We start from the raw sequence: 12,802 nt of genomic DNA on the forward strand, positions 1-12,802 counted from the left end.
TTCCTTAAATTCGGTATCAACTGCGCGTTGGCGTTAAACGGTGAAGGCGTCCTGCAGCAGTTTTTCCTGCTGCTCGGCGTGCATCGAAGCGTAGCCGCAAGCCGGAGCTGCCGAGCCTTCGCGGCCCGCGTATTCCAGGTTGAGACCTTTCTTGTGCGCGGCGATGACACGACGCATGTGGTGCTGCGAGCAGAACCAGGCGCCCTGGTTCATCGGCTCTTCCTGGCACCAGACGATGTGCTTGAGGTTCTTGTACTGCGACAGCACCTCGGTCAGATCGTCTTCCGGGAAGGGATACAGCTGCTCGATACGAACGATCGCGATGTTCTCGAGACCTTCGGCACGACGCTTCTCCAGCAGGTCGTAGTAGACCTTGCCGCTGCACAGCACGATGCGGTCGACTTTCTTCGGATCCAGGCTGTCGATCTCGTTGATCACAGTCTGGAACGAACCGTCGGCCAGATCTTCCAGGGTCGAGATGGCCAGCTTGTGACGCAGCAGCGACTTCGGAGTCATCACGATCAGCGGCTTGCGCAGCGGACGGATCACCTGACGACGCAGCATGTGGTAGACCTGAGCCGGAGTAGTCGGCACGCAGACCTGGATGTTCTGCTCGGCGCACAGCTGCAGGTAACGCTCCAGACGCGCGGAGGAGTGCTCCGGACCCTGGCCCTCGTAACCGTGCGGCAGCAGCATGGTCAGACCACACAGACGTTGCCACTTGGTTTCGCCGCTGGTGATGAACTGGTCGATCACGACCTGTGCACCGTTGGCGAAGTCACCGAACTGCGCTTCCCACACCACGAGTGCATCCGGGGTGGTGGTGGCGTAGCCGTATTCGAACGCCAGTACAGCTTCTTCCGAGAGGTAGGAGTCGTACAGGCTGACGCGCGGCTGGCCGTCGAACAGGTTGGCCAGCGGGATGTAGACCGAGTCGTCCTTCTGGTTGTGCAGCGCCGCGTGGCGGTGCGAGAAGGTGCCGCGGCCGACGTCCTGACCGGTCATGCGGACCGGGTGACCTTCGAACAGCAGGGTGGCGTAGGCCAGGTTCTCGGCGAAGCCCCAGTTGATCGGGAAGCCACCGGCAGCCATCTTGGCGCGGTCTTCGTAGATCTTCTGTACCTGACGCTGCATGACGAAGCCGTCCGGGGTTTCCAGCAGCTTGTTGGACAGGTCCTGCAGGGTCTTCAGGTCGCAACGGGTGTCGTGACGGGCGGTCCAGGCGTGGCCGATGTACGGACGCCAGTCGACGAAGAGCTCCTTGTTGGGCTCCTTCACCAGGCTCTTCACCACGTGCAGGCCGTTGTCGAGAGCGTCGCGGTATTCGTCGACCTTCTCCTGGGCCTGCTCGGTGGTCTGCACGCCAGCGGCGATCAGCGCGTCGGCATACAGGTCACGGGTGGTGCGCTGCTTGGCGATCTGCTGGTACATCATCGGCTGGGTGCCGCTCGGCTCGTCGGCCTCGTTGTGGCCGCGACGACGGTAGCAGACCAGGTCGATGACCACGTCACGCTTGAACTGCATGCGGTAATCGATGGCCAGCTGGGTCACGAACAGGACCGCTTCCGGATCGTCGCCATTCACATGGAAGATCGGCGCCTGGATCATCTTCGCCACGTCGGTCGCGTACTCGGTGGAACGAGCATCGTCCTGACGGCTGGTGGTGAAGCCGACCTGGTTGTTGATCACGATGTGGATGGTGCCGCCCGTCTTGTAAGCACGGGTCTGCGACATCTGGAAGGTTTCCATGACCACGCCCTGCCCCGCGAAGGCGGCATCGCCGTGGATGGAAATCGGCACGACCTTGTCGCCGCTGCCGTCTTTGCGACGGTCCTGGCGAGCGCGTACCGAGCCCTCGACCACCGGGGAAACGATTTCCAGGTGCGAGGGGTTGAACGCCAGGGCCAGGTGGACTTCGCCGCCGGTGGTCATGACGTTGGAGGAGAAGCCCTGGTGGTACTTCACGTCACCCGAGCCCAGTTCGACCAGTTTCTTGCCTTCGAACTCGTCGAAGAGGTCGCGCGGGTTCTTGCCCAGGGTGTTGACCAGGACGTTCAGACGGCCACGGTGGGCCATGCCGATGACGATTTCCTTGACGCCGTAGGAGCCGGAGCGCTGGATGATCTCGTCGATCATCGGGATCAGGCTCTCGCCGCCTTCCAGGCCGAAGCGCTTGGTGCCCGGGTACTTGGTGCCCAGGTACTTTTCCAGGCCTTCGGCAGCGGTCAGGCGCTCGAGCAGGTGGGAACGGGCGTCGGCGGAATACGTCGGACGGCCGCGCACGCTTTCAAGGCGCTGGGCGAACCAGTGGCGCTGCTCGGAATCGACGATGTGCATGAACTCGGCGCCGATGGTGCTGCAGTAGGTCTGCTTCAGCGCATCGATGATTTCACGCAGGGTCGCTTCTTCCTTGCCGATGTAGAGCTCACCGGTACGGAAAGTAGTGTCGAGGTCTGCAGCGGTGAGCCCGTAGTGTTCGAGCGACAGATCGGAGGGAGCGGTACGCACCCAGAGACCCAGCGGATCGAGCGATGCTGCCTGATGTCCACGCAGACGGTATGCCAGGATCAGACGCAGGACTTCAACCTGCTTTTTCTCGTGCTCGGTGCTTACGCTGCCAGCGGAAACAGGCGCAGCGCGGCGCTGGTTCTTGGCCAGGAGTACGAAATGATCACGGATAGAGGAATGCGAGACGTCGGGGGCAGGATTGCCGTCGGCGGGGAGCTTCTGGAAGTACGTGCGCCACTCTTCTGGCACAGCGTTCGGGTCGTGCAGGTAGAGCTCGTAGAGCTCTTCGACGTAGGCAGCGTTTCCACCGGATAGATGGGCACTGTTCCACATCCGCTGCATTACGCTTTCGTGCATGCTTGGTCACCCTCGGTAAGGGGACTCCACCTGTGGAATCTCTGGCGCGAAGTCATACACAGCGACTTCAAGCCACCGATCCCCGCAGATAGTCCGGGTACCAGCCCGGATGCCCCTGCTGGTCATATATACGTTTTCAAAACAGGACCCCCGCTTTGTGGGCTTGGGTCCTAGGGACTGTACCGCCGGAAAATGTTCCGGCGGTACAGGTGTCGCTCTTGCAATGATCTTTGGGCGCGAGGCCCTTGGATCAAGTGCCGCTCTGCAGCAGCATGTTACGGATGTGACCGATTGCCTTGGTGGGGTTCAGACCCTTCGGGCAGACGTTCACGCAGTTCATGATCCCGCGGCAGCGGAAGACGCTGAACGGGTCATCCAGGCTCGCCAGGCGCGCCTGAGTTTCGGTGTCACGGCTGTCGGCCAGGAAGCGATAGGCTTGCAGCAGTGCGGCGGGACCCAGGAACTTGTCGGGGTTCCACCAGAACGACGGGCAGGAGGTCGAGCAGCAGGCGCACAGGATGCACTCGTACAGACCGTCCAGCTTCTCGCGCTCTTCCGGGCTTTGCAGACGTTCGATGGCCGGCGCTGCATATTTGTTCTGCAGGAACGGCTTCACGCTCTCGTACTGCTTGTAGAAGATGCGCATGTCGACGACCAGGTCACGGATGACCGGCAGGCCGGGCAGCGGGCGAATGACCAGCTTGCCGCCCTTCAGGCCAACGGCCGACAGGGGGGTGATGCAGGCCAGGCCGTTCTTGCCATTCATGTTCATACCGTCGGAACCGCACACGCCTTCACGGCAGGAACGACGGTAGGAGAAGCCCTCGTCCTGTTCCTTGATCAGCGCCAGCACGTCCAGGACCATGATGTCCTTGCCGTCGGTATCGACCTGGAAGTCCTGCATGTAAGGTGCAGCGTCCTTCTCAGGGTTGTAGCGGTAAACACTCACTTGCAACATGGCGGGCACCCTTAGTAAGTACGAACCTTGGGTTCGAATGCCGGAACAGTTTTCGGCGCGAAGTTGACGGCACGCTTGGCTACACGCTTCTCACCCGGGAAGTACAGGGTGTGGCACAGCCAGTTCTCGTCATCGCGCTCCTCGAAGTCTTCACGGGCATGCGCGCCGCGGGACTCTTTGCGGGCTTCTGCCGCAATCGCAGTGGCTTCGGCCACTTCGAGGAGGTTCTGCAGTTCCAGCGCTTCGATACGCGCCGTGTTGAATGCCTGGCTCTTGTCGTTGATCTTGACCGCAGCGATACGCTCACGCAGATCAGCCAGCTGAGCGATACCTTTCTGCATGTATTCGCCGGTACGGAACACACCGAAGTAGTTCTGCATGCAGGATTGCAGCTCGCGCTTGAGCGGAGCGACTTCTTCGCCGCTGGTGCGCTCGTTCACGCCGTTCAGGCGCTTGAAAGCGGACTCCAGGTCGGACTCGGAAGCCTGGCGGTGCTCGATACCATCCTTGAGCGCCTTCTCCAGGTGCAGACCGGTGGCACGACCGAACACAACCAGGTCGAGCAGCGAGTTGCCGCCCAGGCGGTTGGCGCCGTGTACCGATACGCAAGCCACTTCGCCTACGGCGAACAGGCCTTCGATGATCTGCTCGTTGCCGTTGGCGTCCATGGTCAGGGCCTGGCCATGGATGTTGGTGGCAACGCCGCCCATCATGTAGTGGCAGGTCGGGATAACCGGGATCGGAGCGACAACCGGGTCAACGTGGGCGAAGGTCTTGGACAGTTCGCAGATGCCAGGCAGGCGGCTGTGCAGAACTTCTTCGCCGAGGTGGTCGAGCTTCAGCAGTACGTGGTCCTTGTTCGGGCCCACGCCGTTGCCGGCGATCACTTCTTTAACCATGGAGCGGGCAACCACGTCGCGGCCGGCCAGGTCTTTCGCGTTCGGAGCGTAACGCTCCATGAAACGCTCGCCATGGGCGTTGATCAGGTAGCCACCTTCACCGCGGCAACCTTCGGTGACCAGTACACCAGCGCCGGCGATGCCGGTCGGGTGGAACTGCCACATCTCGATGTCCTGCACCGGCACGCCAGCGCGCAGGGCCATACCGATGCCGTCACCGGTGTTGATCAGGGCGTTGGTGGTGGAGGCGTAGATACGGCCGGCACCGCCAGTGGCCAGGACCACGGCTTTGGAGCGGATATAAACGGTGTCGCCGGTTTCGATGTCGATGGCGATGACGCCAACCACATGACCGTCCTGGTTCTTCACCAGGTCAACCGCGTACCACTCATTAAGGAAGGAAGTACCGCTCTTCAGGTTGGCCTGATAGAGAGTGTGCAGCAGGGCGTGACCGGTACGGTCAGCCGCGGCGCAGGTACGGGCAGCCTGGCCACCCTTGCCGAAGTCCTTGGACTGGCCACCGAACGGACGCTGGTAGATGCGACCCTGCTCGGTACGGGAGAACGGCAGACCCATGTGTTCCAGTTCGAACACGGCTTCCGGGCCGACGGAGCACATGTATTCGATAGCGTCCTGGTCACCGATGTAGTCGGAGCCCTTGACGGTGTCGTACATGTGCCAGCGCCAATCGTCGTTCGGGTCGGCCGAAGCGATGGCGCAGGTGATGCCGCCCTGGGCGGATACGGTGTGCGAACGGGTCGGGAAGACCTTGGTCACCACGGCAGTCTTGTGACCGCCCTGGGCCAGTTGCAGCGCAGCGCGCATGCCGGCGCCGCCACCACCAACGATGATGGCGTCGAAGGAAAGAGTACGAATGCTAGCCATGGATCAGTTACCCCAGAGAATCTGCACACCCCAGACGAAGAATGCGAACATGGCCATGCCGCATACCGCCTGGACGAGGAAACGCACGACGGTCGCGGACTTGCCCAGCGCCATCGGAGTCAGGTAGTCGGTAGTGATGGTCCACATACCAACCCACGCGTGCACGCTCAGGGAAACCAGCGTCAACAGGCTGAAAATCTTCATCAGGCTGTGGGAGAACAGACCATGCCACTCGGTGTAGGTGATACCCGGGTGGGCGATCAGGAAGCCCAGCAGGAAGAGAACATAAGCCGCGAGAACGACCGCGGAGACGCGCTGGACCATCCAGTCATAGAGACCCGAACGCGACAAGTTAGTGACGTTAGTTACCATACCCATACCCCCGCCAGAACGATCAGCACCACTGCGACAGCGATGACGATTTTCGAACCACGCTTACCGCCTTCCAGCGTTTCGCCAATACCTGCGTCCATGACGAGGTGACGAATACCGGCTACCAGGTGGTACAGGAGCGCAGACAGCAGGCCCCAGATCACAAGCTTGACCAACGGATGGGTCAGACACGCCTTCACCTGCTCGAAGCTTTCTTCCGAAGCGAGGGAACGATCCAGTGCGAACAGCAGCACTGCGATGCCCACGAACAGAATGACGCCAGAGATGCGGTGGAGAATCGACGTGTAAGCAGTGATAGGGAGTTGGATGGTCCTTAGGTCTAGGTTTACGGGTCGTTTGCTATTCACGGCTTTTTTCACACTGAGAGCCCTTCTATGAATCAGGGCTAGTTGTCGGGAGGTGCACTTGTCAGGTACCCATCACCTTCGGGAGTGACAACCACCAATCAAGCGAGGCCGGACGGCCCTTGGCGGCTGGTCGCCGAGTATAGACAGTTAGGCTCCTAATGACAACGGAAAGACCTTCACCTAAGGACTAATTGCCGCACCCCCCGAAAAGGCGTAAACAGGCAAATTTTTCCGGCAAAACAGGGGCTTGGAGGAGCCAAACTTCTCCGATTGTGCAAATTGACATTCGGATTTATCTCTCTATAGTGGTGCGGGCCCTGCGTGGGGGGTCGTACAGATGATTTCAAGCATAAATAGGAGGCCATCATGGCTGACAAAAAAGCGCAGTTGATCATCGAGGGCGCTGCCCCCGTCGAACTGCCTGTCCTCTCCGGCACGCTGGGTCCCGATGTTGTCGACGTGCGGGGCCTGACCTCCACGGGTCACTTCACTTTCGACCCCGGCTTCATGTCCACCGCCTCCTGCGAGTCGAAGATCACCTACATCGACGGTGATAAAGGTGTACTGCTGCACCGCGGCTACCCGATCGAACAGCTCGCCGAGAAGTCCGACTACCTGGAAACCTGCTATCTGCTGCTCAACGGCGAACTTCCGACTGCCGAGCAGAAGGAAAAGTTCGTCGGCACCATCAAGAACCACACCATGGTTCATGAACAGCTGAAGACCTTCTTCAACGGTTTCCGCCGTGATGCGCACCCGATGGCCGTGATGTGCGGCGTGATCGGTGCCCTCTCCGCCTTCTATCACGACTCCCTGGACATCAATAATCCGAAGCACCGGGAAGTCTCGGCGCATCGTCTGATCGCCAAGATGCCGACCATCGCTGCCATGGTGTACAAGTACTCCAAGGGCGAGCCGATGATGTACCCGCGCAACGACCTGAACTATGCAGAAAACTTCCTGCATATGATGTTCAACACCCCTTGCGAGACCAAGCCGATCAGCCCCGTGCTGGCCAAGGCGATGGACCGCATCTTCATCCTGCACGCCGATCACGAGCAGAACGCCTCCACCTCCACCGTGCGCCTGGCGGGCTCCTCGGGTGCCAACCCGTTCGCCTGTATCGCCTCGGGCATCGCTGCCCTGTGGGGACCGGCCCACGGCGGTGCCAACGAAGCCGTTCTGCGCATGCTGGACGAGATCGGTGACGTGTCGAACATCGAGAAGTTCGTGGCCAAGGCCAAGGACAAGAACGATCCGTTCAAGCTGATGGGCTTCGGCCACCGCGTGTACAAGAACTTCGACCCGCGCGCCAAGGTCATGAAACAGACCTGCGACGAGGTTCTCCAGGAGCTGGGCATCAACGACCCGCAACTGGAACTGGCCATGAAGCTGGAAGAAATCGCCCGCCACGATCCCTACTTCGTGGAGCGCAACCTCTACCCGAACGTGGACTTCTACTCCGGCATCATCCTGAAGGCCATCGGCATTCCGACCAGCATGTTCACCGTGATCTTCGCCCTGGCACGTACCGTGGGCTGGATCTCGCACTGGCAGGAAATGCTCTCCGGTCCGTACAAGATCGGCCGTCCGCGTCAGCTGTACACCGGCGCCACCCAGCGCGACTTCGTGGACCTCAAGGCCCGCTAAGCGCTACGGCGTACGAGAAAAGGCCGCCTTCGGGCGGCCTTTTTTATTGCCGCGGGCAAGGCTTCGCCTTCCTGCAGGAGCGAGCCCCGCCGACGCACCACGACAGGAACGAAAAAGCCGCCCGAAGGCGGCTTTTTCATGCAGGGCAACGACAGCGCCGATTACTTCTCGGCAGCGCTGCGCAGGCCCTTCAGGGTGTTCATCGGCGCATCGACCACGAAGCTGTTGGCCAGCCAGGACGGGATGCTGCCACCCGGTTCGGTCTGCACCTGGTAGGTCACTTCGGTCACGCCGGCGCCCTTGGGTACCAGCTTCCACTCGCCGATCAGCTTCGGCACGCGGATTTCGCCCTTCTCTTCCGGGATGTAGGTCGGCTCGGCCTTCAGGTGACGGATCAGGCCGCCGTCGGCGGTCTTCTCGGTGGTCACATGGATCACCACGTCGCGGCCGGTCACCGGCCAGGGCATGTCGATCTTCGAGTAGGTCCAGGAATTGTCGCCTTCGGTCTTCAGCAGACGCATCTCGGCGCAGGCATGGATCCACTTGCAGGAACCGGCCACGTCTTCCTGCAGGGCGTTGATCTTGGCCACATCGGCCTTGATGTCGACGACGCCACGGTAGGCCTTGTACTTGGAGCCGGCCACAGGGCTGAGGAAGACCTTCACGCCGTCTTCTTCCTTCTCCAGCTTCCAGTCTTCCGCCAGGGCAGTGCCGGCAAAGCCCATCACGGCAGTGGCCAGCAGGGTCATACGCAATACACCACGCATCGTCTTACCTCTCTTTATTCTTGATCTTGTGGGGGCAGCAAACGCCGCCGCCCCGTCGCAATCCGCGGTCTTGAGCGGGTCGGGGCGTCAGTATGGACCGCGAAAACGTGACTTCCAAGTCACATCAGGCGGCGGTGATGCGTTCCCACTCGGTGAGGATCTGCAGGGCCTGCTCGTTGCTGCTGCCGCAGGCGTCGGCGTCTGCATCGAAGGCCGCACAGACCTTTGGACGCCGCGAGTCGCCGAATAGTTTGCACAGATTGCGTTCATCGAGCTGCACGCAGCGGACGCCCGCCGGCTTGCCGTCAGGCATACCGGGGATGGGCGAGGAAATCGACGGCGCTATGCAGCAGGCGCCACAGCCGATACGGCATTGCATGGATGAACTCTCGACAGGGAAATCATGGACTGGAGCGCAGCATCCCCTGCTTGCGCAGGGCCGCCACCAATTGCTCGCCATCGGTGGAGCCGGCGCGATAGAACACCGCCGGCTCGCCAATCGGCGCGGGAACCTCGACCGTCCCGCCGGCAGCGACTTCAAAGGTCGCACCGCTCCACAGATGCACCCAGCGCCCCTCGGGCAACGCCACGTTCAGACGCTGCACGCCAGGCTCTAGCACCGGGGCCACCAGAAATTGGTCGCCGAGCATATAGCTCGTCGGCGTTTCCGCCAAGCTGGCCGGATCAGCGGGGAACTCCAGCCAGAGCGGGCGCGCCAGCGGCCAGCCATGCTGCGCCGCCTCTTCCATCAGGCGCTGGCGGTACGGCGCCAGCTCGCGGAACACCGTGGCGAAGCGCTGCAACTGCGCCACGGTCGCCGGCGAACTGTAGGCCTGTACATTGTCGTCCGGGCGGTTGCCCTCGTGGGTGCGCAGCAGGCTGGTGAAGGCGGAGAACTCCATCCAGCGCAGCAGCAGCTCCTCGCTGCGGTGGTAGTTCCTGATCGGGCTGCTGATGGTGGTGTAGCCGCCGGTGTCGCTGTGGTTCAGGCTGAAACCGGATACTCCGCCCGACAACAGCCCCAGCAGCGCACTGTGCAGGCCGTCGTCGGCATCCCAGGTCACCAGTTGGTCGCCCAGCCACATACTGGTGGTCAAGCCAGGGCTGCGGCTGTACGCGGAGCGCATGAAGAACAGCAGGTCACCGGCGCCCTCCTCCTCCACCAACTGCCGGTTCAGCTTGGCCCACAGCTCCGGATAGCGATTGTGCACGACGGAAGCCGGCTCACCGGAGGCCAGCTTCGCCTCGTAAGGCAACGCCTCGCCGAAGTCCGCCATCCAGCCGGAGAAGCCCGCGCCGAGCATCTCCTTGCGCATCACCCCGCGCAGCCAGTCAGCCGCCCGGGGGTTGGTCAGGTCCACCAGGCCGGCGCTGAAGCTGGTGTTCTGCAACAGCAACGGCTGCCCCTGTTGATCCAGGGTCAGGTAGCCGTGTTCCAGCGCTTCACGGTAGAGGTTGCGGGTCGCCCCGCCCTTCTCAGCCGTATCCACCAGGAAGGGATTCACATAGGCCAGGCTGCGAATGCCCTTGGCCCGCAGTTCAGTGTTGAACGCCGACCAGCCCGGATAGCGCTCTCCATCCAGCACCCAGTTCCACCACAGTTGCTTGCCGAAGCTGGTGGTGCGCTGGCCGACCCAGTCCTGCACCCAGACGCCCGCCAGCGGCACCTTCGCCTGCTCGAATTGCCGGACGATGCCGCGCACGCGCTCGGTGCCGCCCTGCAGCCCGAGGATCGCGCCCTGCTGGGTCCAGGCCGGCAACGGCGGCATGCGCCCGACCACCGAGGTGTGCGCCTCGATCAGCGCCTTGGGGCTGCTGCCTTTATAGAAGTGGGCCTGGAGCTTGTCAGCATGCACCTCCAGCGCCACGCGCTGGTCGTCGCGCAGGTCGAAGACCTGGTACTCCGGCGCCTCGCTGAAGAAGCCGTGCAGGCGCGAGGTGAGATAGAAAGGCACCGGCGCGTAGGTGGTCCACCAATCGCCACCAGCACGAGCACTGAGGTCCGCGGCCAGGGTGATCGGTTGAAGACCGCGCCCCACGCCCTGCTCCTGCACCAGGATCGGCAGCCGCCGCCCGCTCAGGTCGAAGCGGGTGAATTGCTCGCCGAAGCCATGGAACTGCTCGTCCGCCTCCCGTGCCCAGGCCAGATAGAGGCGATTCAGCGCCGGATCAGCCAGGCTCACGTTCATCACCACGCCGCGCTCGCCGTCGGCGCGCAACGAGAAGGTATAAGGAGCCTGCCGACCATCGGCACAACCGAGCGTACCGGCGATCAGCAACCTGTCCGTTTCAGCGCGCACGGAGTCCAACTGTTGCTGGCGACACAGCAGCTCGCGGTGTTCGCGGACGAACATCGCGCCGCGATGCTCTTCGGCATCCACGCGACCGATGCCCGCGGCCAGGAATCCGCCACGGGTCTGCCACTGCGTCTGCGCGGGATGTTCGCCCGCGCGCAGGGCGAAGGACGCACCGTCCCACTCCAGGCGGTAGTCACCCAGCGGCCAGTTCTGCCCGGCAGCCATGGCCGGAGCCACCGTCAGCTGCGCCCAGACCGGCCGCTGCTGCCACCACTGCCAACCTTTCCAGCCGCCGAACGCCAATACCCCCAGCGCCAGCAGCGCCGCCGTTCCCCGCAATACGAACCTGATCAATATCCCGCCCCTTGGCTGTCGCGTCGCGCATCCACTAGGCTCAGGCGCAGTCCCCTTCTGGAGCCGCTGCCATGCCGGTCTGGCTGCAAACCGCGTTTCTTCTGTCACTCTCCAACCTGTTCATGACCTTCGCCTGGTACGGCCACCTGAAAACCCTGAGCAGCAAGCCGTGGATAATCGCGGCGCTGGTCAGCTGGAGCATCGCACTGTTCGAATATCTGCTGCAGGTGCCGGCCAACCGCATCGGCTACACGGTGATGTCGGTGGGGCAGCTGAAGATCATGCAGGAGGTCATCACGCTGGCGGTCTTCGTGCCGTTCAGCGTGTACTTCATGCAGCAGCCACTGAAGCTCGACTATCTATGGGCCGGCTTGTGCCTGCTGGGCGCGGTGTACTTTATCTTCCGCGCCTGAGGCGATCAGGAGCGGCGCACGACGATCTCTGCGACCGATGGCGCCACCTGAGGGGGAGAAACGGATCAGGCCTCGGGCGAGTCCTGAAGGCGGGTGATCAGGCTGGAAGTGTCCCAGCGTCCGCCGCCGGCGGCCTGCACCTCGGCGTAGAACTGGTCGACCAGCGCGGTCACCGGCAACTGCGCGCCGTTGCGGCGAGCCTCATCCAGGACGATACCCAGGTCCTTGCGCATCCAGTCCACCGCAAAGCCGAAGTCGAAGCGACCTTCCAGCATGCTCTGGTGGCGATTTTCCAGTTGCCAGGACTGCGCGGCGCCCTTGCTGATCACTTCCATCGCCGCCATACCGTCGAGGCCGGCGCTCTGGGCGAAGTGCAGCGCCTCGGACAACCCCTGCAGCAGGCCGCCGACGCAGATCTGGTTGACCATCTTGGTCAACTGGCCGCTGCCCACCGGGCCCATGCGCCGCACCATGCGCGAATAGGTGGCGATCACCGGCTCGGCGCGGGCGTAGAGGTCAGCGTCACCGCCGACCATCACCGTCAGCGCACCGTTCTCGGCGCCGGCCTGGCCGCCGGAAACCGGCGCATCGAGGAAGCCCAGCTCGCGCTCGGCCGCCGCCACCGCCAGCTCGCGGGCCACTTCGGCCGAGGCGGTGGTGTGGTCCACCAGCACGGAGCCGGGCTGCATGCCGGCCAGCGCGCCATCCTCACCCAGCACCACACTGCGCAGGTCGTCATCGTTGCCCACGCAGCACATCACGAAGTCGGCCCACTGCGCGGCCTCGCGCGGGGTCTGCGCCGAGCTGCCGCCGAACTGCTTGACCCACTGGGCGGCGCGGCTCGCGGTGCGGTTGTAGACGCACACCTCGTGCCCTTCGCGCGCCAGATGCCCGGCCATGGGGTAACCCATCACGCCCAGGCCGATGAAAGCCACTTTCGCCATCGCAGTCCCCTTGTCCGATCAAGTCGCTCA

The 12,802-nt window shown here is 62.8% G+C and carries 11 protein-coding genes; 2 read left to right on the forward strand and 9 right to left on the reverse strand.

All coding sequences use genetic code 11. The annotated features are described in order from the left end of the window. Positions 1–33 precede the first annotated feature (33 nt). The 5 genes from IB255_RS21505 to sdhC form a co-directional block, all read right to left on the reverse strand. Positions 34–2,865, reverse strand: coding sequence for a 2-oxoglutarate dehydrogenase E1 component (locus tag IB255_RS21505; RefSeq protein WP_081516699.1), 2,832 nt, complete (start codon positions 2,863–2,865; stop codon positions 34–36). A 250-nt stretch (positions 2,866–3,115) separates the two neighbouring features. Further along, positions 3,116–3,823: a succinate dehydrogenase iron-sulfur subunit gene (locus IB255_RS21510; RefSeq protein ID WP_045208028.1), complete on the reverse strand. Its 708-nt coding sequence runs from the start codon at positions 3,821–3,823 to the stop codon at positions 3,116–3,118. A gap of 11 nt (positions 3,824–3,834) precedes the next feature. After that, the gene (gene sdhA, locus IB255_RS21515; RefSeq protein ID WP_045208031.1) at positions 3,835–5,607 is read right to left on the reverse strand and encodes a succinate dehydrogenase flavoprotein subunit; all 1,773 of its coding nucleotides are present in this window, start codon (positions 5,605–5,607) and stop codon (positions 3,835–3,837) included. Positions 5,608–5,610: 3 nt separating this feature from the next. After that, on the reverse strand, positions 5,611–5,979 hold the full coding sequence (gene sdhD / locus IB255_RS21520; protein ID WP_081517058.1) for a succinate dehydrogenase, hydrophobic membrane anchor protein: 369 nt from the start codon (positions 5,977–5,979) through the stop codon (positions 5,611–5,613). Next, positions 5,973–6,359 carry a succinate dehydrogenase, cytochrome b556 subunit gene (gene sdhC / locus IB255_RS21525; RefSeq protein ID WP_167523168.1) on the reverse strand — a complete coding sequence of 129 codons (387 nt, stop codon included), beginning with the start codon at positions 6,357–6,359 and terminating at the stop codon, positions 5,973–5,975. The genes sdhD and sdhC overlap by 7 nt, the downstream gene beginning before the upstream one ends. Before the next feature lie 354 nt (positions 6,360–6,713). Here sdhC and gltA point away from each other — a divergent pair, with 354 nt between their 5' ends. Then, positions 6,714–7,997, forward strand: a complete 1,284-nt coding sequence (gene gltA / locus IB255_RS21530; protein ID WP_045208034.1) for a citrate synthase — start codon at positions 6,714–6,716, stop codon at positions 7,995–7,997. Positions 7,998–8,158: 161 nt separating this feature from the next. Here gltA and IB255_RS21535 read toward each other — a convergent pair whose 3' ends face one another. From IB255_RS21535 to IB255_RS21545, 3 genes are all read right to left on the reverse strand, one after another. Beyond that, positions 8,159–8,764, reverse strand: coding sequence for an START domain-containing protein (locus IB255_RS21535; protein WP_138216627.1), 606 nt, complete (start codon positions 8,762–8,764; stop codon positions 8,159–8,161). 124 nt (positions 8,765–8,888) lie between these two features. Then, complete coding sequence (locus tag IB255_RS21540; RefSeq protein ID WP_054907940.1) at positions 8,889–9,143, reverse strand: YkgJ family cysteine cluster protein; 255 nt, start codon at positions 9,141–9,143, stop codon at positions 8,889–8,891. A gap of 22 nt (positions 9,144–9,165) precedes the next feature. Beyond that, on the reverse strand, positions 9,166–11,415 hold the full coding sequence (locus IB255_RS21545) for an alpha-glucosidase (RefSeq protein ID WP_192210832.1): 2,250 nt from the start codon (positions 11,413–11,415) through the stop codon (positions 9,166–9,168). A gap of 71 nt (positions 11,416–11,486) precedes the next feature. Here IB255_RS21545 and IB255_RS21550 point away from each other — a divergent pair, with 71 nt between their 5' ends. Then, positions 11,487–11,828: a DMT family protein gene (locus IB255_RS21550; protein WP_192210833.1), complete on the forward strand. Its 342-nt coding sequence runs from the start codon at positions 11,487–11,489 to the stop codon at positions 11,826–11,828. Between the two features lie 65 nt (positions 11,829–11,893). Here the strand turns inward: IB255_RS21550 and IB255_RS21555 are convergent, their stop codons facing one another. Further along, positions 11,894–12,772, reverse strand: coding sequence for an NAD(P)-dependent oxidoreductase (locus IB255_RS21555; protein ID WP_081516696.1), 879 nt, complete (start codon positions 12,770–12,772; stop codon positions 11,894–11,896). Positions 12,773–12,802 lie beyond the last annotated feature (30 nt).

Origin of the sequence: Pseudomonas sp. PDM22 (genome assembly GCF_014851965.1) — a bacterium.
Taxonomy (GTDB): Bacteria; Pseudomonadota; Gammaproteobacteria; order Pseudomonadales; family Pseudomonadaceae; genus Pseudomonas.